The organism is Stenotrophomonas sp. LST15-1-1.1 (assembly GCF_040815575.1).
GTDB classification, from domain to species: domain Bacteria; phylum Pseudomonadota; class Gammaproteobacteria; order Xanthomonadales; family Xanthomonadaceae; genus Stenotrophomonas; species Stenotrophomonas lactitubi_B.
The window spans coordinates 39,926-62,372 of record NZ_JBFPNJ010000001.1 but is presented as its reverse complement, the minus strand read 5'-3'; the positions used below and the strand labels follow the sequence as shown (position 1 = coordinate 62,372).

The window sequence follows — 22,447 nt, the reverse complement described above, 5'->3', positions numbered from 1 at the left end:
CTATTCCGGCAACGCATACGCCATCACATAATCCCCCGCCGGCGTCTCCATGAAATGGTGCCCACCGGCCATGATCACCACGTACTGCCGCCCGCCCTGCTCATACACCATCGGGTTGGCCTGGCCGCCCGCCGGCAGCTTGGTATGCCACAGCTCCTTGCCGGTCTTCAGGTCGATGGCGCGCAGCAGGTCGTCGGTCGCTGCGGCGATGAAGATCAGGCCGCTGGCGGTCACTACCGAACCGCCATTGTTCGGCGTGCCGATTTCAATGGGCAGGCCGGAGCGGATGCCGAAGGGCCCGTTGCCGCGTGCGCTGCCGAACGGCCGGTCCCACAGCAGCTTGCCGCTGCGCAGGTCGATCGCACGGATGCCGCCATAGGGTGGCTGCTTGCACAGCAGGCCGGTGAACGGCAGCCGCCAACCGGCGTTGACGTCGATGCCATAGGGCGTCCCCACCTGTGGGTCCCCTGCCCCTTCGGCACCGCCCCTATCAGCGCGGACCTGCTCGCGCGGCAGCCAGCCTTTACGGTCGGCCTCGGCGCGCGGCACCAGCCGGTTGTAGTTGGGCATGTCGTTGTAGTTGGCCACGATCACGCCGCGCCGCGTATCGATGGCCACGCTGCCCCAGTCCGAGCCGCCGTTGTAGCCGGGGTACTCGATGGAGTGGTGATCGCTGCTGGGCGGTGTGTAGAAACCTTCGTAATGCGCCTTGCGGAACTGGATGCGGCAGACCAGCTGGTCGATGGGAGTGATGCCCCACATGTCGCGCTCGGTCAGCGCGTCGTCGCGCCGCAGCGTGTGGTACAGCGAGAACAGCTGGGTGGCGGCACGCTGCTCGGGCTCTACACCGCCCTGCGGCACCTTGCGCTCTTCGGCCGGGGTCAGCAGCTGGCCGTTGCGACGGTCGAGGATGTACATGTCGCCCTGCTTGGTGGGCAGCAGGATCGCCGGCACCTTGCCCGATGCCGTCGGATAGTCGATCAGGCTGGCCTGTGAGCCGAGGTCGTAATCCCAGACGTCCTTGCGCACCGCCTGGAAATGCCAAACCGGCTTGCCGGTGGCCACATCGATGGCGACCAGCGAGGTCGCGTATCTGTTCTGGTTTTCCGTGCGCGAGCCACTCCAGTAGTCGCCCGCGGCATTGCCCATCGGCAGGTACACCAGCCCCAGCGCTTCATCGCCAGTCGCGGTGGTCCACATGTTCGGTGTGCCACGCGTATAGGTCTGCTCGCGCGGTGGCAGACCGCTGCGCTCGGGCTGGTCCATGTCCCACGCCCAGCGCAGCTTGCCGCTGATCGCATCGTAGGCCTGGATGACGCCGGAAGGCGCGTCGCGGCGCTGGCCGTCCAGTACCTGGTGGCCGGTGACGATGACACCGCGGACGATTGCTGGTGGCGAGGTGATCGAGACGTAACCCGGTGGCACCTCGCCCATGCCCAGGGTGATGTCGACCTGGCCGTTGTTGCCGAAGTTGGCGCAGGGGTGACCGCTGTCTGCATCCACCGCGATCAGGCGGCCGTCCAGCGTGCCTTCGATGATGCGTGCGCTGCACGCTGCGCGGCTGCCGGGCGCCGCGCTCCGGCTGATACGGGTCGGCGGCGGTGCGGGCAGCGCCAGATCGGCGGCGACGTCAGCCAGCGCGGCATCGGCGAGGGTCGGTGCGCTGGGCTGTTCGTAGTAAGACACGCCACGGCAGGCGGCCGTGTACGGGATCGAGGCATCCTTCACCTTTGGATCGAACCGCCATAGTTCCTTGCCGCTGCCGGCATCGAGGGCGATCAGCTGATTGCGCGCGGTGCACAGGTACAGCCGATCACCGATCTTCAATGGCGTGGTTTCCGCCCCCCAGCGCTTCTTCGGCAGGTCGCCGGTACGGAACTGCCAAGCCAGTTGCAGTGTTCCCACGTTGTCAGGAGTGATCTGCTGCAGCGGCGAATAACGGGTCGCCGCATTGCTTCGACCCCACGCCGGCCAGTCGCCCTCCGCCGGCTGGTCGGCCGGCTGCAGACCGGTGGTGTCACGGGTTGGATCGAGCCCGGCGCTGACCGCCGGCTCCGGGAACGGCTGATGCCCGTCGACCAGGCCATGGGGTGCGAACGCGAGGCCGAAGGCGGCCACGAACACCAGCATCAGCACAGCGGCCACGCTGCGCGACAGGCGCCTGGATACCGGCCCCTGGAGGGTTGGTGCCAGCAATGCCAGGACGATGCCGAGGGCGGTCACCAAGCCCAGCCGTGGCACCCAGCGCCAGTACTCGCTGCCCGATTCCCACCAGGTCCACAGCAGGCTGCCGATGAACACCAGTGCATACAGCAGCGCACCACTACGGCGATTGCCCCATAACAGGATGCCGCAGACCAGAAGGCCGAGACCGGCGATGGCGTAGTACCAGGAGCCCCCGAGGCTGGCCAGCCAGCCACCGAGCCCGCCGATGATCAGGCCGAGCACGATCAGCAACAGGGCCATCACCGTGATCAGCGGGTGGCGGGAGGTGGGCGTGGCGACGGAAGCGGACTGCGGCGTGGCGGACATCGTCGATCTCCGGGGGCAGCATGCGCCCTTATGCCACCGTCACCGTGAAGTGCGTGCGTATTTTCGACGGCAGACACGACGACGCCGGCACAAGGCCGGCGTCGTCGGGTACCTCAGCATCGCGGCAGGATCACTCCTGCGCGGCGTCCTCGCTGCTGGCAGCAGCCGGTGCGCCGTCGGTCGCGGCCGGGGTAGCGGCAGCCACCTCGTCCTCGTCCTCGTCGATCGAGGCATCCATCCGCTCCACCGCCTGCAGCTTCTCGTCCTTGGACAGACGGATCAGGGTCACGCCCTGGGTGTTGCGGCCGACGCGGCTGATTTCCGAACCACGGGTACGCACCAGGGTGCCGCCGTCGGAGATCAGCAGGACTTCATCGTCGGTCCCCATCAGCACCGCGGCAACCAGCTTGCCATTGCGCTCGGTGGTCTGGATGCCGATCACGCCCTGCGTGCCACGCCCCTTGCGCGGGTAGTCCGGCAGCGGGGTGCGCTTGCCGTAGCCGTTTTCGGTGGCGGTGAGGATGTAACGCAGGTTGGCGTCGTCGGCACCTTCGATCACCGCGTCGCCGGCGGCCTCCTCGACACCGTTGTCGTCCTCGCTCTCATCCTCGACGCCGCCAGCACTCTCGGCCACGATCAGGCTGACCACTTCCTCGCCGGCCGGCATCTTGATGCCGCGCACGCCGGTAGCGGTACGGCCCATCGAGCGGACCTTGTCTTCACCGAAGCGCACGGTCTTGCCGTTGGAGGCGAACAGCAGGATGTCACGCTCGCCATCGGTCAGGCCGACGCCGACCAGGGCATCGCCCTCGTCGAGGTTGATCGCGATCTTGCCGCGGGCCAGACGGAAGGCGAACTCGCCCAGCGGGGTCTTCTTGACCGTACCGTTCTTGGTAGCGAAGAACACGAACTGGCCATCGGCGTACTCGCGCACCGGCAACACGGCCTGCACGCGTTCGCCGGGCTCCAGCGGGATCCAGTTGATGATCGGACGACCGCGGGCGTTGGAACCGGCTTCGGGCAGCTGGTACACCGGCAGCCAGAACACCTTGCCCGAACTGGTGAAGGTCAACAGCGTATCGTGCGTGTTGACCAGCCACAGCTGTTCGATGAAATCCTCTTCCTTGGTCGACGCCGCGCTACGGCCACGTCCGCCACGGCGCTGCGCGCGGTACACGCTCACCGGTTGGCGCTTCACGTAGCCGGCGTGGGAGACGGTGACCACCACGTCTTCCGGGGCGATCAGGTCGAGGATGTCGAGATCTTCCTCGCTGTGGCGGATCTCGGTACGGCGCTCGTCACCGAACTCGGCACGCACGTTGATCAGCTCTTCGCGGATCACCTGCAGCAGGCGGTCGGGATCTTCCAGGATATGGATCAGCCCGGCAATCACTTCCAGCAGCTGCTTGTATTCCTCGGTCAGGCGGTCCTGCTCCAGCCCGGTCAGGCGGTGCAGGCGCATTTCCAGGATCTGGGTCGCCTGGATCTCGGTCAGCTGGTAGCCGCCTTCGATCAGGCCCACACCCTTGGGCAGGTCATCGGGACGCGAGGCTTCGGCACCGGCGGCGCCGAGCATCGAACCGACCAGACCCGGTTCCCACAGGCGCGCAAGCATGCGCTCGCGTGCCTCGGTGGGGTTCGGCGAGGTCTTGATCAGTTCGATCATCTCGTCGATGTTGGCCAGCGCAACGGTCAGGCCTTCCAGCACGTGGGCACGGGCGCGCGCCTTGCGCAGCTCGAACACGGTGCGGCGGGTGACCACTTCGCGACGGTGGCGGACGAAGGCCTCCAGCATCTGCTTGAGGTTCATCAACTGCGGGCGGCCGTCGACCAGCGCCACCATGTTGATGCCGAACACCGACTCCATCTGGGTCTGCTGGTAGAGGTTGTTGAGCACAACCTCGGCCGACTCGCCGCGCTTGATTTCGATGTAGATGCGCATGCCGTCCTTGTCGGACTCATCGCGCAGCTCGCTGATGCCTTCGATCTTCTTTTCCTTGACCAGCTCGGCGATCTTCTCGATCAGACGCGCCTTGTTCACCTGGTAAGGAATTTCAGTGACGATGATCGATTCGCGGCCGTTGTCGGCCACTTCGACATCCGCCTTGGCACGGATGCGCACGCGGCCACGGCCGGTGCGGTAGCCGGCGATGATGCCGGCGGTGCCGTTGATGATGCCTGCGGTCGGGAAATCCGGGCCCGGGATGAACTCCATCAGGCCGTCGATATCGATTTCCGGATTGTCGATCAGCGCGATGCAGGCATTGATCGATTCGGTGAGGTTGTGCGGCGGAATGTTGGTCGCCATGCCCACCGCGATACCGGCCGAACCATTGACCAGCAGGTTCGGGAACCGGGTCGGCATGACCGTCGGCTCCAGTTCCTTTTCGTCGTAGTTGGGCTGGAAATCGACGGTTTCCTTGTCGATGTCCGCCATCAGCTCATGCGCGAGCCGCGACATGCGCGCCTCGGTGTATCGCATCGCCGCAGCGGAGTCGCCGTCGACCGAACCGAAGTTACCCTGGCCATCGACCAGCATGTAACGCAGCGAGAACGGCTGTGCCAACCGCACCAGCGTGTCGTACACCGACTGGTCGCCATGCGGGTGGTACTTACCGATGACGTCACCGACGATACGTGCCGACTTGAAGTAGGGCTTGTTGCTGTGCGCGTTGAGTTCATTCATCGCAAACAGCACACGACGATGCACCGGCTTGAGGCCATCGCGCGCATCTGGCAGCGCGCGCCCCACGATCACGCTCATGGCGTAATCGAGGTAGCTCTTGCGCATCTCGTCTTCCAGGTTGACCTGGATGATTTCCTTGGCGGTTTCTGCCATTCGGGTTCCGTTGTCTGGTAGCGGTCCAGTCCGGCGCATCCACCCGGGGGCGGTCGTGCCGGAACCTCGATTCAACCGCTGGATTCTACCACACGGGGCCGTTTTCCGCCTGCCTTTACGGTGATTTTACCGGCACAAATCAGGAACTTAGGGGTTTGCCGGCCAACGGCCGGCACTACCGGACGCTGGGCCGGGGCGCTTTCCCGTGGAAAGGCTCCCGCCCCTGCCTGGGTCAACCGCCGAAGGCGGCCCGCATGTTCTCTGCGGTCGGGTTCAGGATCACACCACGCTCGGTCACGATGGCATCGATCAGCTCGCCCGGGGTGACATCGAACACCGGGTTCCAGGCGGCGATGCCCTCGGCCACGGTGCGGGTGCCGCCCACGCCGTACAGTTCGCCCGGATCACGCTGTTCGATCTCGATCTGGCTGCCGTCCACGGTATCCATGTCCACCGTCGAGGACGGTGCCACGACCATGAACTTCACCCCGTGGTGGCGGGCCGCGATGGCCAGCTGGTAGGTGCCGATCTTGTTGGCGGTATCGCCGTTGGCGCAGATCCGGTCGGCGCCAACGATCACCCACTGCACGGCACCGGTCTTCATCAGGTGCGAAGCGGCCGAGTCGGCGATCAGGGTCGCGTCGATGCCGTCCTGCTGCAGCTCCCACACGGTCAGGCGCGCACCCTGCAGCCACGGCCGGGTCTCGCCGGCAAACACACGGGCGATTCGGTCCTGGGCCATGCCGGCGCGGATCACGCCCAGCGCCGTACCGAAGCCGGCGGTGGCCAGCGAACCGGTGTTGCAATGGGTCAGCACACCGCTGCCGGCCTCGATCAGGCCCGCACCGAGTGCGCCCATATGGCGGTTGGCCGCAAGGTCTTCTTCGGCGATGGCCTGTGCCTCGGCCTCCAGCAGCGCCTTCCAGTCGGCACCGGCGGCACTCAGGCAACGTCGCATGCGTGCCAGCGCCCAGGCCAGGTTCACCGCGGTCGGGCGCGAAGCGTTCAGCCGCTGCAGCGCTGGCGCCAGCTGCTGCAGGGCATGCGCGCCGTCGGCAGCCTGCACATCACGTGCGGCCAGCACCACACCCCAGGCGGCGGCGATGCCGATGGCCGGCGCACCGCGCACCGTCAGGGCGTGGATGGCGGCAGCCACCTCATCGCTGTCATGGCAGGCCACATGCTCGACCACGAACGGCAGCTTGCGCTGGTCAAGCAGTTGCAGGGCATCGCCGGTCCACAGGATCGGGCGGATGTGGTCGTAGCGGGCGTAGTCGAGGTCGGTGGCGGTATTCATGGGCCCATTGTAGGGCCACGCCACGCGCGGATGGACCCGTCGGGATTCAGTTCACCGAGAATTCGGCGCGGCAGCCGCCGTCGACCCAGATGCCGTTGCGGTTCCAGCCCCAGGTACTGCCTTCCTCGCACGGGGTGCTGGAAAGCTGGCTGGAGAGGGTGGCACTGGTGGAGATGCTGGCGCCACAGAAGCGGCGCTTCTTGGACTTGGATTCGCAGGTCAGCCGACGCGGCATGTCGACGAAACGGCCCTGCTCGTCGGCCACCTCGAAGTCCCCTTGGCAACCCCGGGTGGTCCATACCTCATTGCGCTTGTAGCCCCAGCCCTGCCCTTCCCGGCATGGCAGCACCGACAGCTGGCGCAGCAACCGCACCGGCGCACCATCCAGGCGTACCGGGCAACTCTGCGGGCGACCGTTGGATTCACAGCGCACCACCCGTCGCACCAGACGCTTGCGGCCCTCGGTCGACGGCGCCGCCGCATCCGTCTCTGCCGGGCGCGCGCGGAACTCGGCACGGCAGCCCAGGGTCACCCACACGCCACTGCGGTCGGTGCCCCACTCGCTGCCACGGATGCAGCTGTTGCTGGACAACTGCCGGATCAGGTCGACGCCGTTGCTGACATCGATATCGCAGTGCACCCAGCCCATGTCGCGGGATTCGCAGGTCACCACTTCGCTGTCATAGCCAAGCGACTGCGCCGATGCGGTCGACGGAAGCAGGCCACCCCATATCGCCACGGAGTACATCGGTGCCGCTACGACCGCGAACCACTTGACCAAAGCCTTCCCCATGAATGGATGAACCACGACGCAAGTGTGCGGTATCGGCTGTGATAAGAGCATCATCGTGCTTGCTGAATCAAGCGCGACAAAGCGCGTTTTCGTTCAGCCTGCCAGGTCCATGGGAAAACGTCGGGTCATGCGTGGGCGAAATCGAATGCAAGTACATCTGCAATGCGCGGGGTACGGTGCATCGCCATCAACAGGCGATCAATGCCAACGGCAACACCGGCACAGTCGGGCATCAAAGGCAGTGCACCCAACAGCGCTTCATCAAGCGCGGGCTGCACCTGCCCCCGCGCGTGACGGCGCTGCAGGTCATGCTGAAAACGCGCGCGCTGTTCAGCCGCATCGTTCAGTTCGTGATAACCATTGGCCAGCTCCACCGCGCCCAGGTACAGCTCGAAACGCTCGGCCAACGGCGGCGCGCCGGCGCGGATGCGCGCCAATGCCGCCTGGCTGGCGGGCCAGTCGTGGACGACGGTCATGACCGCGTCATCGAAATGCGGTTGGATACGGTGGGTCATCAGCAGATCCAGCCAGTCATCGCGGGTCAGGCCCACCGGATCGATGTGCACTTCGCCCAGCGCGGCGCGCAGCGCTGCCTCATCGGCATCGAACGGGTCCACGCCTGCGTGCTGCTGGAACAGTTCGCGATAGCTCAGCACACGCAACGTCGCGCTGCGCCCCACCAGCGCCAGTGCCTGTCCCACCAGTTCCGCGGTTTCCTGCAGCAGCCGATGGTGGTCCCAGCCAACCCGATACCACTCCAGCATGGTGAACTCGGGATTGTGGCGGCCACCTGCTTCGCCATTGCGGAACACCCGGCCCAGTTCATAGCAGTCGCCCACGCCGGCAGCGAGCAGTCGCTTGAGCGGGAACTCCGGCGAGGTGCGCAGCCAACGGCGTCGACCGCCCGCATCGACGTGGCCGCTGAAATCGGTGTGGAAACTGTCGATGTTCGGCTCGGTGTTGCCCGCCACCGACAGGATCGGCGTTTCCACCTCCAGCACGCCGCGCTCGGCAAAGAAGCGCCGTACCAGTGCATTGAGGGTGGCCCGCTGTTGCAGGCTGCGCAGCAGTGCCTCGCTCACAGGATGCCCTCCGGGCGCGGATGGTCCAGCGGCAGGGTCAGCAGATCGCGGGTGTCATCGATGTAGCCACTGGCCAAATACAAGCGACGCGCCAGTTCGTTGTGATGGTTGACCTCCAGCCGCAGCCGGCTGACCCCGCGCCCCCGCGCGCGCTGTTCGCAGATGGCCAGCGCCCGCTTGCCACGGCCACGGCCACGTGCGCGTTGGCTGAGATAGAGCTCGTCCAGCAGCATGAAATGGCCGCCCTGCTCCAGGCTGAAGCCCATCGCGATCACCGCATAGCCAACGACGGCTGCGGCCTCGTCCAGCCACAGCAGTACTTCGCCGTTGCGCGGATCGGCCAGCAGCGCATCGACACCACGGCGCACGCGCGCATCGTCGAATTCGATCTTGTCTTCGGCGTAGAAATCGCGCATCAACGCGATCAGCAGTTCCTCGTCGGCACGGGTGGCCAGGCGGAAATCCAGCGGGGCGGTCTGCATCAGTGTTCCTTTGCGGTTGCGTGCCGGGCGCCTGCGCACCCGGCGGGTTCATCACTCGTGTTCGGCCAGATAGGCCAGCAGACGCTCTTCATCCCACACCGGAACGCCCAGCGCTTGCGCCTTGTCCAGTTTGGAACCCGCCTCGGTGCCGGCAACCACGAAACTGGTCTTCTTCGACACGCTGCCGGACACCTTGGCGCCCAGCGCCTCCAGGCGCTCCTTGGCGGTATCGCGATTGAGCTGGGCCAGCGTGCCAGTGAGCACCACCGTCTGCCCGTCCAGCGGTCCGGCGACCACTTCGGCCAGGGCCGGTGCGCTGGCCAGGATGTTTTTCATCTCCACTTCGGCTGCCAGCAGCATCGCGCCATGGCCCTCGCTGTCCAGCCAGTCAGCGACGCCGCGCGCGGTGTCATCGGGCAGGCCTGCGTTGACGAACTGGCCGTGCTCGGCGTCCAGCACCGATTGTGCGCTGGGCAATGCGGCGACCAGCTTCTCGGCACGCAGGCGGGTGATGCCGGGAATCTCCGCTTCAACCAGCAGTTGCGCCAGGTCAAGACCCTCGCGCAGCTTTGCGCTCGGCGGATGCACGTCGCTGATACGTACCTGCCCCACCTGCAGCAGTGCATCGATGGCCTGCTGGTTGCCCTCCTGTTCGAAGAAGTGGCCCAGCGAGCGCGCCACCTCGCCGCCAATATCCGGCACGCGCTTGAACAGTGGCCACGGCAGACGGCGGATCAACGCCAGATCGCCAAACCACTGTGCCAGTGCCTTGGCGGTACTTTCGCCAACGTGCTCGATGCCCAGTGCGAACAGCAGTCGCTCCAGCGTCGCGTCACGGCTGGCGTCGATCGCAGCAATCAGGTTGTCGGCCCACTTGGTGGCGATCTTCTTCGTGTTCCATTCGAAGGTTGCCGGCTGCGCCAGTGCCTGCGCGCGCCATTGCGCATCGTTGCCGTCCAGCTTCAACACAGCGTTGAGCACCGCGCCGCTGCCTTCGGCCGGCAGGTGCAGTTTCAGGCTGGCCGCAAGTGCCGATGGGTCTTCAGCATCCAGCACCAGCTTCAGGTGCAGCAGCTGGTCACGGGTGAGGCGGTACAGATCGGCCACGCTCTTGACGATGCCGGCGTCCACCAGGGTTTCGATGTACTTGTCGCCAAGGCCGTCGATATCCATCGCACGTCGGGAGGCGAAGTGGGCGATCGCTTCCTTGCGCTGTGCCGGGCAGGACAGCTCGCCCGAGCAGCGCCAGGCAGCAGCGCCTTCCTCGCGCACGATCTCCGAGCCGCATACCGGGCAGCTGGTCGGCATCTGCCAGGGCGTGGTACCCGCAGGGCGGCGATCAAGGATGACGCTGACCACTTCCGGGATCACATCGCCGGCACGTCGCACGATCACGCTGTCGCCCACACGTACGTCCAGTCGTGCGATCTGGTCAGCGTTGTGCAGGGTGGCGTTGGAGACGATCACCCCAGCCACCGCGACCGGCGCAAGACGCGCCACCGGCGTGGCAGCACCGGTGCGGCCGATCTGGATTTCGATGGCCTCCAGCGTGGTGCTCTGTTCCTGCGCCGGGAACTTGTGCGCGATGGCCCAGCGCGGTGCGCGCGATACGAAACCCATGGTCTGCTGACCGGCGCGGTCATCGAGCTTGTAGACCACGCCATCGATATCGAATGCCAGGCTGTCGCGACGCTCGCCGATGTCCCGGTAATAGGCCAACAGGCCGTCGCTGCCTTCCACCACCTTGCACAGGTCGCTGACGGGGAATCCCCATTCGCGCAGCTGTGCCAGCGTGCCCGAATGGGTATCGGGCAGCTCACCGCCTTGCACTTCACCGGTACCGTAGGTGAAGAAACTGAGCCTGCGCTGCGCGCTGATCTTCGGGTCGAGCTGGCGCAGCGAGCCGGCGGCGGCGTTGCGCGGATTGGCCAGCACCTTGCCGCCGTGCAGGCGTGCACGCTCGTTGTAGGCCTCGAAGTCGGCGCGGGCCATGTAGACCTCACCGCGCACTTCCAGAACATCCGGCCAGCCCTTGCCTTTCAGGCGCTTGGGAATGTCGCCGATCTCGCGCAGATTGGCGGTCACGTCCTCGCCGGTGCTGCCATCGCCACGGGTGGCGCCCAGTACGAAATGGCCGTCTTCGTAACGCAGGCTGATCGCCAGGCCGTCCATCTTCGGTTCGGCGGAAAAACGCAGGGTGCCGCGGCGCAAACGCTCATCGATGCGGCGCACGAAGTCGGCCACTTCCTCATCGCTGAAGGCATTGGACAGCGACAGCATCGGCACGGCATGGGTGACTTCGGGGAAGCGTCCCGACGGCCGGGCGCCCACCTGCTGGGTGGGGCTGTCGGCACGGGCGAGATCAGGATGCTCGCGCTCCAGCGCCTCCAGCTCACGCACCAGACGGTCATAGTCGACGTCGGGGATCTCCGGTGCATCCAGCTCGTGATAGGCGCGGTTGGCCTGGGCGATCTGCCGGCGCAGGTCTTCGGCACGTTCGGCGGGGCTGGGGCTCATCGGAATCCGCGGGTTCTGGGATGGCCGTGAATTCTACCGCGCCTGCGCGCAGCAGCTTGTAGAGTCGAACCGTGCTGGACAGGCGGCGAACAGCAGTGCCGCATGGCTCGACTGCACAACGCTTGCCGGCACTCGCTGCCAGCGCTAGCGTGCGTCGGTCGCCCTTCAGGAACCGCGCCTGTGACCCTGCCCGCCTCCCGCCGCCACTTCCTGCAACTGGCCGGCGCCGGTCTCGCCCTTGCCAGCAGCGGCCTGCCCCGGTCGGCCCAGGCACAGCCGGCGACCATTGCGCCGCCACCCGCCGATGCGGGCGCGGTGCTGCTGAACTTCAACGAATGCCCCTATGGCCCCTCGCCGGCCGCCCAGCAGGCGGCGCGCGACAGCATCGCCAGCTGCGGCCGTTACCGCTTCGCCCTGGCCGGTGAGGTGCGCGACGCATTCATCGCCCAGGCCGGCATTCCCGCCGACCATGTGCGCCTGTATCCGGGCTCCAGCGAACCGCTGAACCGTGCGGCGACATTGTGGACCGGCCCGCAGTCGGGCCTGGTGGTGGCCGACCCGACCTTCGAGACCCTGGGCGAGATGGCAGCCGCGCGCGGCGCGCATGTACAGAAGGTGCCGCTGCGCAGCGATGGTGCGCACGACCTGCGCGCGATGGTGGCCGCCGCGCACGCGCGACCGACCGGCCTGCTGTACGTGTGCAATCCCAATAACCCCACCGGCTCGATCAGCCCCGCCGACGAACTGGCCTGGCTGCTGGCACACAAGCCGGTCGGCACCCGCGTGCTGCTGGACGAGGCCTATCTGCAGTACAGCGAACAGCCCAGCCTGATTGCACAGGTGGCCCGGCGCGATGACCTGATCGTGCTGCGCACGTTCTCCAAGCTGTACGGCATGGCCGGCCTGCGCCTTGGCGTGGCGGCGGCATATCCCGAGCGCCTGCGCGAGCTGGCCAGCCTGGGCGAAAATCCGCTGCCGGTGCCTGCCCTGGCGGCGGCACTGGCCAGCCTGCGTGACCCGCAGCTGATCCCGCAGCGACGCCTGCAGAATGCCAAGGCCCGGCAGACCACCATCGCCTGGCTGGGCAAGCGTGGCTTCCACTGCCTGCCGACGGAAGCGAACTGCTTCGTGGTGGATGTACAGCGCGACGGCGCGGCCTTCGCCAAGGCCATGGCGGACAACGGCGTGGTGATTGGCCGCAGCTGGCCGATCTGGCCACAACGCGTGCGCGTGACCGTGGGTACCGAGGAAGAGATGGTGCGCTTCCGCGACGCGTTCGCGAAGGTGGCGGGCGTGCCGGCGTAGATCGCATCCACGCATGGCGTGGATCTACTGGTCTGGTGGGTGCCGACCGTTGGTCGGCACGCCCGGATTTACCAGCGCGGGGTCTTGGTCAGCGGCGGGGCCTGGTGCTGGCGGTCATAGGCGCGCAGCTCATCACGGATATGCGCGATGCGCTGGCGACCGAGCGCGTTGCGGCCGTCATCCAGTACCACGCCATCCAGCAGCTCGGCCATGCGCTGCACGGTCGGCAGCATCTTCTCCCAGGCGTCCAGCGCGGTCAGCGGCGCCGGCAGGGTCAGGAAGAAGGCGATGGCCGGGGTTTCCATGGCGCGGATGTTGCCCATGTCGAAGCTGCCCGGCTTCATGATGCTGGCCATCGAGAAGATCGGGCCGCGCTCGGGATGCCCCTCCACCAGCCGGTGGAACACATTCATGTGGCCAAACACCAGGCCGGTCTTTTCCGCTGCCACGACGATGTCTTCGCCACGCAGCTGTTCGCCGGCGCGGGCGGCCACGAACAGCGAAACGATCTTGTCGAAATCCTGGGTCGCGCGCTTGCCCAGGTCGCTGGCAGCGCCATCAACGTCGGGCAGACCCAGCTCGGCCTGCTCGACCGTCTCGCCCATGCCAGGCTCTACGCGACCGTCGGCCACGGGCACGCCATCCTCGCCCAGCACCGGCTCACGACGCTCGCCGCTGGTCGGCTCGGCGCTATCGAGGCGGCGGCCTTGGGGCTTCTTTTTCGGGCGGCCAAACAGGAAGATCGCAGCGACCAACAGCAGGCCGGCGGCCAGGATGCCGATGCGCAACAGTGCCGTGTCGGACATTCGTTAGGTTCTCCGGCTAGTTCATTCAGGTAACTAGGATGGCACGTCAGGCCGCGCCCGCCAATCGCGCGGCTTCTTCCAGGTCCACGCTGACCAGGCGGCTGACGCCCGGTTCGCGCATCGTCACGCCCGACAACTGGTGCGCCGCTTCCATCGTGGCCTTGTTGTGGCTGACGAACAGGAACTGCACCTTCTCGCTCATTTCCTTGACCATGTTGGCCAGGCGGCCGACGTTGGCTTCATCCAGCGGCGCGTCCACCTCGTCCAACAGGCAGAACGGCGCCGGGTTGAGCTGGAAGATCGCAAACACCAGCGCCACGGCGGTCATCGCCTTTTCACCGCCGGACAGCAGCGAGATGCTCGACACCCGCTTGCCCGGGGGGCGCGCCATGATGGTCACACCGGTGTCCAGAAGGTCTTCGCCGGTCAGTTCCAGGTAGGCGTGGCCGCCACCGAACAGGCGCGGATACAGCGCCTGCACACCGGCATTGACCCGATCGAAGGTGTCCTTGAAACGGCCGCGGGTCTCGCGGTCGATCTTGCGGATCGCATCTTCCAGGGTCTCCAGCGCCGTAGTCAGATCAACGTGCTGGGCGTCCAGATACTCCGAGCGCTGCGAGGCTTCGCCATATTCGTGGATCGCGGCCAGGTTGACCGGCTCCAGCCGGCGCATGCGGCCATCGATCTGGTGCACGGCTTGTTCCCAGTCGCCCAGGCGCGCCTCTTCGGGCAGCGTGTTGATCACATCCTGCAGCACGAAACCGGCCTTCTCCACCGCACCCTGCAGTGTTTCGGCACTGAGCACCAATGCCTGCTGGTCCAGCTTGCGCTGCGAAATTCGCTCGCGCTGGGCCAACGCCTGCTCGTCGCGCTGGTGGCGGGTCTGCTCGTAATTGCGCAGCTCGGCGTCGATGCCATCCAGCAGCGTGCGCGCTTCGGTCAGCACGCGATCGGCACGCACACGCTCTTCCAGCGCGTTCTGGTGCTCTGCCTGCAGTGACTCGACCGGTGTATCGCCTTCGTCCAGCTGCGAATGCAGTTCGCCCAGGCGCGAATCAAGCTGGCCACGCTGGGTGCTCATGCGTTCCAGTGCCTGGTTCAACGAGGCCACCTGGGCACGCTGCGATTCCAGGGTCAGCGCCAACGCATGCGAACGCTCGCGCACCGCACGGGCGGCGTCGCGGGCCAGATCACGCGCCTCGGTCAACTGACGGCGTTCGCCCTCCAGACCCTGCCGGTTCGACTCCAGGTCGCCCATGCTGTTGACCGCATTCTCCAGCCGCGAACGCGCTTCCCGCGCCTGCTCGCGATTGACGTCCAGGGTCTCCAACAACTGGCTGAGCTCGCCTTCGATGCGGTCGATGCGCGTACGTGCCGCCTCGACCTTGCCCTGCTGGCCCTGCAGCTGGCCCGCCAGTTCGGATACCGCACGATGTGCCAGGTACAGCGCCCGCTGCGCATCCTCGCGCTGCTGTTCGGCCGCCAACAGGTGCTCACGGAAACCGGCCAGCTGTTCTTCCAGTTCGGCTTCGCGCGACTGCAGCTGCTCGATCTGCTCGCGCAGTTCATTGATTTCGCGTTCGCGCAGCAGCGCGCCCTGCTTGGCGGCGCCGGAGCGCGACACGCGCACCCAGCCCTCGCCCAGGTGCTCACCGCCCTGGGTAATGATGGAATCGCCCTCAGGCAGGCTGGCCTGCAGCGCATTGGCTTCGGCCAGGTCGCGCGCGCCGTGCAGGCGCGCAAGCAGGCGACGGATCGGCGCCGGGCCACGCACACGTGCAGCCAGCGAGGTCGGTGCGACCTTCAGGTCCGCGCCGTCATTGGCGACCAGCGCGATGCGGCCTTCGCCCAGCTCGCCCAACGCATCGACCAGGCTGGCCGGGTCGTCGACCAGCACGCCTTCGATCAACTGACCGAGGGCGCTTTCCACTGCGTTTTCCCAGCCGGCATCGACATCCAGGCGTTCGCCGACGCGTGCGGCCGAATCCAGGCCACGCGACTTCAGCCACGCCACCGCCGCGCCCTGCTCCTGGCCGAGTGCGGCCTGCTGCAGGGTTTCCAGCGAGGACAGGCGACCGCGCAGGCCATTGACCTGCTTGCGCAGCTCGGCCAGTTCGTTCTGGCCGTTGCGCTGCTGCTCCTGCACGGCGGCGACACCGTGCTTGCGCTCCTCGACCTGTTCGGTCAGTTCATCCAGCGCGGTCTTCTGCGTCTCGTGCTGCAGGTGCAGCTGCTCGAAGACCTCGTCCAGCGCATCCACGTCCAGGCCAGCGCGCTCGGCCGCCAGCGCTTCGCGGCGGCGATCGGCATCAAGGATCTGCTTGTCCAGGTAGTCCACGCGGGTGCGCTCGACCTCACCGGCGCGCGAGGCCTCCGAACTCTGGGAGGTGTGCTGCTCCCAACGCTGCTGCCAATCGGACAGCCGCGTTTCGGCCTCGCGCAGGCCTTCCTGCTTGATCTCGTTCTCTTCCTGCAGCGCTTCCAACTGCGGGGTGGCCGCATCGACCGCTTCGCGCAGCACCAGCAGCTTGGCTTCATCACCACTGATGTGCTGGCCCAGTTCGGCCAGTGCCTGGCGGGTTTCATCGCGCGCCTTGTGCAGGCGCTGCGACAGTTCGCGCTGGTGCTGGATCTGCTGTTCGAGACGGGCCAGTGTGCTGCCCACCTGGTAGACCTCGGCCTGCGCGGCATTGAGCGCGTCTGCAGCCTCCTCGCGACGCACACGCGAGGTCTCGATCCGCGCCTCGGCGTCACGCTGGTCGGCGATCAGTTGCTGCAGCTTGGTTTCTTCCTGCGACAGGCCTTCGCGCAGCTTGGACAGGCGACCATCCAGGCCGCGGTATTCCAGCGCCTTCCACTCGGCGTCCTTGACCCGGCGCTCTTCCTGCAGCGTCTGGTACTGCTCGGCCTGTTTGGCCTGCCGCTTGAGGTGTTCAAGCTGCTTGGTGATTTCCTCGCGCAGGTCGCCCAGGCGGTCCAGGTTCTCGCGCGTGTGGCGGATGCGGGTCTCGGTTTCCTTTCGGCGCTCCTTGTACTTGGAGATGCCTGCAGCCTCTTCCAGGTACACGCGCAGGTCTTCCGGGCGCGCCTCGATGATCTGACTGATCATGCCCTGCTCGATGATCGAGTAGCTGCGCGGGCCCAGGCCGGTGCCGAGGAACAGGTCGGTGATGTCGCGGCGGCGGCACTTGGTGCCGTTGAGGTAGTAGTTGCTGCTGCCGTCACGGCTGACGGTGCGCTTGACCGAGATCTCGTTGAACGAGGCGTACTCGCCGGAAATCGTGTGATCCGAGTTGTCGAAGATCAGCTCGACCGTGGCCTGCGACACCGGCTTGCGGGCATTGGAACCGGAGAAGATCACGTCGGTAAGCGAGTCACCACGCAGGCGGCTGGCCGAGCTCTCGCCCATGACCCAGCGCACCGCATCGATGATGTTGGACTTGCCGCAGCCATTGGGGCCTACCACGCCGGTCATGTTGGTCGGCAGGTGCAGGGTGGTCGGATCGACGAAGGACTTGAAGCCGGACAGCTTGATCGTGGAAAGACGCATGGCGTGATTGGGTTCCGGGCAAGGGCCTTACGGCCGCCACCATAGTGGATGTCAGGTCAGCCAGCACCTCAAGCCCTTGATTTCAAAAGAATTCAACAAGGCCAAGGGTGACGCAATGGAATGAGTATAGCGGGGCCAATGTTCCACGGGCGGGATGACCGGGGGAGGAAGCTCCGCGCTCATGCCTGCTCCTGCTCTCCGGCGTGGCCGCAGGCCGCCCCGGATGCCGCCCCCTGCCCGGAAAATGAGAGCAACGTGTTGATATTCATGGATTCATGCTCGGTCCGCCGGCACATGCGTCTCACCCCAAGCACCGGCCCGACCCGGTCACTTTCGTCCAAAACAAAACGGGCACCCTTGCGGGCGCCCGTTCTGGTGATACCAAGCCTTGCGGCGTGGGATCAGGCCTTTTCGGCTTCAACCACGACCTTGACGGTGGTCTCGACGTCCGCGTGCAGGTGCACCAGGACTTCGTACTCGCCAATGTTGCGGAAGGCGCCTTCGCCCAGGATGACTTCGCTCTTGCTCAGCGGCAGGCCGGCAGCGGTGAAGGCATCGGCGATTTCGCGCGCACCGACCGAGCCGTACAGCTTGCCTTCGGTCGAAGCGTTGGCGGCGACGGTCACGCTCGCGCCTTCCAGCTTGGCCTTGCGGGCTTCGGCTTCAGCGTGGATGGACTGGGCCTTGGCTTCGTACTCGGCGCGCTTGGCTTCGAACTCGGCCTTGTTGCTCTCGGTGGCCGGAACGGCCTTGCCCTGCGGCACGAGGAAGTTACGGCCGTAGCCCGGCTTCACGTCGACCAGGTCGCCCAGGTTGCCGAGGTTGGTGACTTTCTGCAGGAGGATCAGCTGCATGGTATTGCTCCAGATAAGTTATTCGTTAGCGAGGCGCGGGCCCCGCAACAAAGGCTGTCCGAATAGCTGGCACAGCGGGGGCAGCGCGAAGCTGCCCCGCCGGCATCAGACGTCGTGGTTGTCGGTGTACGGAATCAGGGCCAGGAAGCGAGCGCGCTTGACGGCGGTCGCCAGCTGACGCTGGTACTTCGACTTGGTACCGGTGACGCGGCTCGGCACGATCTTGCCGTTCTCGGTCAGGTACTGGCGCAGGGTGTTGAGATCCTTGTAGTCGATCTCCTTGACACCTTCGGCCGTGAACTTGCAGAACTTGCGGCGACGGAAGAACTTGGACATGTCAGTGCTCCTTAGGCGGCCGAAGCGGCGTCGTCGCCGGCATCGTTGTCAGCGGCGGGGGTGGTTTCGCCTTCTTCGTCATCACGACGACGACGCTCACCACGCTCGGGCTTGTCGCCCTTCTCGTCCTTGCTCTTCATGATCAGCGACTGCTCGGTGTCAGCCTCGTCACGCTTGATGACCAGGTTGCGCAGCACGGCGTCGTTGAAGCGGAAGCTCTCGGTCAGTTCGGTCAGAACGGCCTGGTCGACTTCGATGTTCAGCAGCACGTAGTGCGCCTTCACCAGGTTCTGGATCGGGTACGCCAGCTGGCGGCGGCCCCAGTCTTCCAGACGGTGGATGGTGCCGTTGCCGTTCTCGACCAGCGACTTGTAGCGCTCGATCATGGCCGGGACCTGCTCGCTCTGGTCCGGGTGGACCATGAACACGATTTCGTAATGACGACTCATGTTTTTCTACCTTTCGGATGTGGCCTTGCGGCCGGACAGCCCCCCGCCGTTGATACCGCGGTGGGGCAAGGGATCCTGCCAGGGAGGCAGGAAGCCGCGCATTATGGCGCAGATGGGAGGCGTGAACAAGGCACTGAGCTTCAGGGGCCAATGAGGGGCCGCAGGCGGCGCCCCGAAATCCAACCAATTTCCTTGAAATTCAACAACCTGAACTACGCCATATCAACATGAAGCCGGTGCTGGCCACACTCCAGGCACTGGAACAGGCAACCGACCATCTGCCCCTCGCGTGTCAGGTGCTGCAGCACCCAGTCGGCATCACGCGGGTTGACCGCCGCCACGTCGGGCCGGACCTCGGCCAGGATCGGCGTCAGGTCATCGCTGCCGGCATAGCCCAAGAACGCACAAGGAGTATTGCAGTGGGTCAGCCAGACCGGCTGCTGCCAGGAGAAGTAACCCGGGGTACGCTCGCAGATCTCCAGCAACTGCTCGCGGGGAATGGTCGGTGGCGGATCGGCCGGGTCCGGCGACACGCCCTCGATGTCGCTCCAGCCGATGAAATCGCCCTGGAAACGTTCAACGGCCCGGCCGTTGGCGATGCACCAGGGACACAGATAGCCCGGCGCATCGCCGGCACAATAGAACGTGCACAGGTAGCGCAGCGCCCGCGGCTCGCCACAGCAATCGCAGACACCCGCCACCTCCTCGAAGGAGATCGCGTAGGCGTTGGGAGAATAAGCAAAAACCGGTCGTTCCATCCGTGGATCCTCTGCGCTAACGTCCAGCCATGGACCGACTCACACGAATCCGAGACTGGATCAACCGCGACAATGGTCGCCTGTTCCGTGTGGGCAACGGCCCGATCAGCGGCGCTACGGCCTTGGGCTTTCTGAGCTTGATGGCGGCACTGCTGATGCATCTTCTGCACGACGCCACAGGGCTGCCAGGCGCCTATGCAGCGGCCTGCCTGCTGACAGGCGGCGCGTTGTTGGCCTGGGACGCCCGGCGCAGCCGCCGCTGACCGGGGCCTGGGGCGCCGCAACGTCCGTGCCGACCAGGTCAGCCCCCACTCAAGCGGGGCTCAGGCCTTGTCGGCGTCGGTGGTGAAGCTCTCGCCGCAGCCGCACTCGGCGGTGGCATTCGGGTTGCTGAACGTGAAGGTCTCGCTCAGGCCGTGCTTGCCGAAGTCGATCACAGTGCCGTCCACCAGGGCCAGGCTCTTGGCGTCGACGTAGATCTTCACCCCGTCCTGGTCGAACACGGTGTCGTCCGCGCGCTCGTCGCGGGCCAGGTCGGTGATGTGGCCCCAGCCCGAGCAGCCGGTCTTGGTCACGCCAAAACGCAGGCCCAGCGCGCCGGGGGTCTGGGCGACGAAGCGCTGCACGCGCTCGAAGGCAATAGGGGTCAGGCGGACAGCCATGAGGGATCACTCCAGAGGTACCGGGACATTATAGGGAGCCGATGACCGCAGAAATGCCTCGCAAGCAGAACGCTGCAACCGGTAAACTCCCGTGTTCATAGATCGAGTCGATCAGCAGAGGATTCAAGTCATGACGGTGGTCAGCGTTGAACATGCGCTTGCCGGGAAGATCCCGGAAGGTGGCGAAGTCACGGTACGCGGTTGGGTGCGCACGGTGCGCGGTTCAGCAAATCTGGCTTTCGTGAATGTGACCGACGGCTCCTGCTTCGCCCCGATCCAGGTCGTGGCCGGCGACGCGCTGGCCAACTTCGACGAGATCAAGCGCCTCACCACCGGCTGCTCGCTGGTGGCCACCGGTACCTTGGTGAAGTCGCAGGGCAAGGGCCAGTCGTTCGAGATCCAGGCCAGCGCGGTCGAGGTGGTCGGCTGGGTCGAAGACCCGCTCACCTACCCGATCCAGCCCAAGCCGATGACGCCGGAGTTCCTGCGTGAAGTGGCGCACCTGCGCCCGCGCACCAACCTGTTCGGCGCGGTCACCCGCATCCGCAACTGCCTGGCCCAGGCCGTGCACCGCTTCTTCCACGAGAACGGCTTCAACTGGATCAGCACCCCGATCATCACCACCTCCGACGCCGAAGGCGCCGGCCAGATGTTCCGCGTATCCACCCTGGACATGGTGAACCTGCCGCGTGACGCGCAGGGCGGGATCGACTTCAGCCGCGATTTCTTCGGCAAGGAAACCTTCCTGACCGTGTCCGGCCAGCTGAACGTCGAGGCCTACTGCCTGGCGCTGAGCAAGGTGTACACCTTCGGCCCGACCTTCCGCGCCGAGAACAGCCACACCACCCGCCACCTGGCGGAGTTCTGGATGATCGAGCCGGAAATCGCCTTCGCCGACCTGGCCGAAGACGCGCGCCTGGCCGAAGAATTCCTGAAGTACCTGTTCCGCGCGGTGCTCAACGAGCGCGGCGACGACCTGGCCTTCATCGCCGAGCGCGTGGACAAGAACGCGATCACCAAGCTGGAAGACTTCATCAACGCGCCGTTCGAGCGCATCGACTACACCGATGCGGTCAGCCTGCTGCAGAAGTCGGGCCGGAAGTTCGACTTCCCGGTCGAATGGGGCCTGGACCTGCAGACCGAGCACGAGCGCTGGCTGACCGAGGAACACGTCGGTCGCCCGGTGGTGGTGACCAACTACCCCGAGCACATCAAGGCCTTCTACATGCGCCTGAACGACGACGGCAGGACGGTCGCGGCGATGGACGTGCTGGCCCCGGGCATCGGCGAGATCATCGGCGGCAGCCAGCGCGAAGAGCGCCTGGATGTGCTGGATGCACGCATGGCGCAGTTCGGCCTGGATCGCGAACACTACAGCTGGTACCGCGATTTCCGCCGCTACGGCTCGGTACCGCACGCCGGCTTCGGCCTGGGCTTCGAGCGCCTGGTGGTCTATGTGTGCGGCCTGTCCAACATCCGCGATGCGATCCCCTACCCGCGCGCCCCGGGCAGCGCGGACTTCTAAGCCCACACGCACGACCACGGAGGTACTGCCCCCATGACCCTGTTCTTCGCCCTGTGTTTCGTCGGCGTTGCAGTGGCCGGGTTCAGTGCCTTCGTGATCTTCTGGCCGCTGACCCTGGTGCATGTGCGCGATCGCCATCCGGCGTTGGCGCAGCGCTTCGGCAGTGGCGCCTTCCTCAAGCCCGACGCGCTGGGCTGGCTGCTGCGGCGCGAATACCGCACCCAGCCGGACCGCTCGCTGTCCGGGCTGGCGACGCCCGCCTGGGTATCGCTGCTGACCCTGCTGGCCGGACTGGGCATGGCTGCCCTGCTCTGGCTGGCCTCGCTCTGGTAAGACACACATGAACGACCTTTCCCACGTCCGTGACAGCTGGTGGCTGGCCAGCCTCGGCAACACCCTGATCTGGGCACGCCTGCGCATCCGCGAAGCCGGCACCGCTGAAGTACTCGACAGCGATGGCAATACGCTGAGCTATGACAGCGAAGACACCGCCCGCTCGCAGCTGTTCGACGCCGAGTTCGTCGAGTACGACGGCCTGGACGAAGAAGATGCGCTGGTCCGCGGCTTCTCGCTGCATGAAGTGCAGCCACCGCAGGCGGGCAGCGACGAAGGCCTGCGCGGGCGCATGGTGCAGTCGCTCGGCAGCCGCGCCTGAGGCCG

At 66.1% G+C, this 22,447-nt stretch carries 19 protein-coding genes; 5 read left to right on the top strand and 14 right to left on the bottom strand.

Going from position 1 to position 22,447, the window contains the following annotated elements; genetic code table 11:
* The 7 genes from MRBLST15_RS00260 to ligA form a co-directional block, all read right to left on the bottom strand.
* Positions 1-2,532: a membrane-bound PQQ-dependent dehydrogenase, glucose/quinate/shikimate family gene (locus MRBLST15_RS00260; protein WP_367784539.1), complete on the bottom strand. Its 2,532-nt coding sequence runs from the start codon at positions 2,530-2,532 to the stop codon at positions 1-3.
* Between the two features lie 130 nt (positions 2,533-2,662).
* Positions 2,663-5,371, bottom strand: a complete 2,709-nt coding sequence (gene gyrA / locus MRBLST15_RS00255) for a DNA gyrase subunit A (RefSeq protein ID WP_312704236.1) — start codon at positions 5,369-5,371, stop codon at positions 2,663-2,665.
* A gap of 232 nt (positions 5,372-5,603) precedes the next feature.
* Complete coding sequence (gene mtnA / locus MRBLST15_RS00250; protein ID WP_367784537.1) at positions 5,604-6,668, bottom strand: S-methyl-5-thioribose-1-phosphate isomerase; 1,065 nt, start codon at positions 6,666-6,668, stop codon at positions 5,604-5,606.
* 46 nt (positions 6,669-6,714) lie between these two features.
* Positions 6,715-7,449, bottom strand: coding sequence for a DUF3011 domain-containing protein (locus MRBLST15_RS00245; protein ID WP_367785513.1), 735 nt, complete (start codon positions 7,447-7,449; stop codon positions 6,715-6,717).
* A gap of 137 nt (positions 7,450-7,586) precedes the next feature.
* Positions 7,587-8,543: an EF-P lysine aminoacylase EpmA gene (gene epmA, locus MRBLST15_RS00240; protein ID WP_367784535.1), complete on the bottom strand. Its 957-nt coding sequence runs from the start codon at positions 8,541-8,543 to the stop codon at positions 7,587-7,589.
* The gene (locus tag MRBLST15_RS00235; RefSeq protein WP_312704233.1) at positions 8,540-9,025 is read right to left on the bottom strand and encodes a GNAT family N-acetyltransferase; all 486 of its coding nucleotides are present in this window, start codon (positions 9,023-9,025) and stop codon (positions 8,540-8,542) included. Before MRBLST15_RS00235 ends, epmA begins: the two co-directional genes overlap by 4 nt.
* Positions 9,026-9,076: 51 nt before the next feature.
* Positions 9,077-11,548, bottom strand: coding sequence for an NAD-dependent DNA ligase LigA (gene ligA / locus MRBLST15_RS00230; RefSeq protein ID WP_367785512.1), 2,472 nt, complete (start codon positions 11,546-11,548; stop codon positions 9,077-9,079).
* A 174-nt stretch (positions 11,549-11,722) separates the two neighbouring features.
* Here ligA and MRBLST15_RS00225 point away from each other — a divergent pair, with 174 nt between their 5' ends.
* Positions 11,723-12,847, top strand: coding sequence for a pyridoxal phosphate-dependent aminotransferase (locus tag MRBLST15_RS00225; protein ID WP_367784533.1), 1,125 nt, complete (start codon positions 11,723-11,725; stop codon positions 12,845-12,847).
* Between the two features lie 68 nt (positions 12,848-12,915).
* Here MRBLST15_RS00225 and zipA read toward each other — a convergent pair whose 3' ends face one another.
* The 6 genes from zipA to MRBLST15_RS00195 form a co-directional block, all read right to left on the bottom strand.
* Positions 12,916-13,653: a cell division protein ZipA gene (gene zipA, locus MRBLST15_RS00220; RefSeq protein ID WP_312704231.1), complete on the bottom strand. Its 738-nt coding sequence runs from the start codon at positions 13,651-13,653 to the stop codon at positions 12,916-12,918.
* A 46-nt stretch (positions 13,654-13,699) separates the two neighbouring features.
* Positions 13,700-17,203: a chromosome segregation protein SMC gene (gene smc, locus MRBLST15_RS00215; RefSeq protein WP_367784531.1), complete on the bottom strand. Its 3,504-nt coding sequence runs from the start codon at positions 17,201-17,203 to the stop codon at positions 13,700-13,702.
* Between the two features lie 401 nt (positions 17,204-17,604).
* On the bottom strand, positions 17,605-18,057 hold the full coding sequence (rplI, locus tag MRBLST15_RS00210) for a 50S ribosomal protein L9 (RefSeq protein WP_312704230.1): 453 nt from the start codon (positions 18,055-18,057) through the stop codon (positions 17,605-17,607).
* A gap of 105 nt (positions 18,058-18,162) precedes the next feature.
* A complete protein-coding gene (rpsR, locus tag MRBLST15_RS00205; RefSeq protein WP_002804494.1) occupies positions 18,163-18,393 on the bottom strand; it encodes a 30S ribosomal protein S18 in 231 nt (76 codons plus the stop codon).
* 11 nt (positions 18,394-18,404) lie between these two features.
* Positions 18,405-18,842, bottom strand: a complete 438-nt coding sequence (gene rpsF, locus MRBLST15_RS00200; RefSeq protein WP_025876882.1) for a 30S ribosomal protein S6 — start codon at positions 18,840-18,842, stop codon at positions 18,405-18,407.
* A gap of 212 nt (positions 18,843-19,054) precedes the next feature.
* On the bottom strand, positions 19,055-19,600 hold the full coding sequence (locus tag MRBLST15_RS00195) for a CbrC family protein (RefSeq protein ID WP_367784517.1): 546 nt from the start codon (positions 19,598-19,600) through the stop codon (positions 19,055-19,057).
* 29 nt (positions 19,601-19,629) lie between these two features.
* Between MRBLST15_RS00195 and MRBLST15_RS00190 the strand changes: the two genes are divergently transcribed.
* Positions 19,630-19,863: a hypothetical protein gene (locus MRBLST15_RS00190; RefSeq protein ID WP_265955115.1), complete on the top strand. Its 234-nt coding sequence runs from the start codon at positions 19,630-19,632 to the stop codon at positions 19,861-19,863.
* A gap of 60 nt (positions 19,864-19,923) precedes the next feature.
* Here the strand turns inward: MRBLST15_RS00190 and MRBLST15_RS00185 are convergent, their stop codons facing one another.
* On the bottom strand, positions 19,924-20,262 hold the full coding sequence (locus MRBLST15_RS00185) for a HesB/IscA family protein (RefSeq protein ID WP_171954515.1): 339 nt from the start codon (positions 20,260-20,262) through the stop codon (positions 19,924-19,926).
* A gap of 130 nt (positions 20,263-20,392) precedes the next feature.
* On the opposite strand from MRBLST15_RS00185, the gene asnS reads away from it, so the two are divergent.
* Genes asnS through MRBLST15_RS00170 form a run of 3 tightly spaced genes read left to right on the top strand, consistent with a single transcriptional unit; the run spans position 20,393 to position 22,442 of the window.
* Entirely contained in the window at positions 20,393-21,787 is a 1,395-nt protein-coding gene (gene asnS, locus MRBLST15_RS00180; RefSeq protein ID WP_340569547.1) for an asparagine--tRNA ligase, read from the top strand.
* A 33-nt stretch (positions 21,788-21,820) separates the two neighbouring features.
* On the top strand, positions 21,821-22,120 hold the full coding sequence (locus tag MRBLST15_RS00175; protein WP_006376524.1) for a hypothetical protein: 300 nt from the start codon (positions 21,821-21,823) through the stop codon (positions 22,118-22,120).
* A 7-nt stretch (positions 22,121-22,127) separates the two neighbouring features.
* Positions 22,128-22,442 (top strand): hypothetical protein, encoded by a 315-nt coding sequence (locus MRBLST15_RS00170; protein ID WP_025876872.1) that lies wholly within the window; start codon positions 22,128-22,130, stop codon positions 22,440-22,442.
* Positions 22,443-22,447: the final 5 nt, after the last annotated feature.

What these genes read in the sequence shown, in the direction of transcription:
- gyrA (WP_312704236.1), bottom strand. Translation starts at nt 5,371, where the DNA reads ATGGCAGAAACCGCCAAGGAAATCATCCAGGTCAACCTGGAAGACGAG.
- rplI (WP_312704230.1), bottom strand. Translation starts at nt 18,057, where the DNA reads ATGCAGCTGATCCTCCTGCAGAAAGTCACCAACCTCGGCAACCTGGGC.
- MRBLST15_RS00185 (WP_171954515.1), bottom strand. Translation starts at nt 20,262, where the DNA reads ATGGCTGTCCGCCTGACCCCTATTGCCTTCGAGCGCGTGCAGCGCTTC.
- mtnA (WP_367784537.1), bottom strand. Translation starts at nt 6,668, where the DNA reads ATGAATACCGCCACCGACCTCGACTACGCCCGCTACGACCACATCCGC.
- MRBLST15_RS00175 (WP_006376524.1), top strand. Translation starts at nt 21,821, where the DNA reads ATGACCCTGTTCTTCGCCCTGTGTTTCGTCGGCGTTGCAGTGGCCGGG.
- asnS (WP_340569547.1), top strand. Translation starts at nt 20,393, where the DNA reads ATGACGGTGGTCAGCGTTGAACATGCGCTTGCCGGGAAGATCCCGGAA.
- smc (WP_367784531.1), bottom strand. Translation starts at nt 17,203, where the DNA reads ATGCGTCTTTCCACGATCAAGCTGTCCGGCTTCAAGTCCTTCGTCGAT.
- MRBLST15_RS00170 (WP_025876872.1), top strand. Translation starts at nt 22,128, where the DNA reads ATGAACGACCTTTCCCACGTCCGTGACAGCTGGTGGCTGGCCAGCCTC.
- MRBLST15_RS00235 (WP_312704233.1), bottom strand. Translation starts at nt 9,025, where the DNA reads ATGCAGACCGCCCCGCTGGATTTCCGCCTGGCCACCCGTGCCGACGAG.
- rpsR (WP_002804494.1), bottom strand. Translation starts at nt 18,393, where the DNA reads ATGTCCAAGTTCTTCCGTCGCCGCAAGTTCTGCAAGTTCACGGCCGAA.
- zipA (WP_312704231.1), bottom strand. Translation starts at nt 13,653, where the DNA reads ATGTCCGACACGGCACTGTTGCGCATCGGCATCCTGGCCGCCGGCCTG.
- rpsF (WP_025876882.1), bottom strand. Translation starts at nt 18,842, where the DNA reads ATGAGTCGTCATTACGAAATCGTGTTCATGGTCCACCCGGACCAGAGC.
- MRBLST15_RS00195 (WP_367784517.1), bottom strand. Translation starts at nt 19,600, where the DNA reads ATGGAACGACCGGTTTTTGCTTATTCTCCCAACGCCTACGCGATCTCC.
- MRBLST15_RS00190 (WP_265955115.1), top strand. Translation starts at nt 19,630, where the DNA reads ATGGACCGACTCACACGAATCCGAGACTGGATCAACCGCGACAATGGT.
- MRBLST15_RS00260 (WP_367784539.1), bottom strand. Translation starts at nt 2,532, where the DNA reads ATGTCCGCCACGCCGCAGTCCGCTTCCGTCGCCACGCCCACCTCCCGC.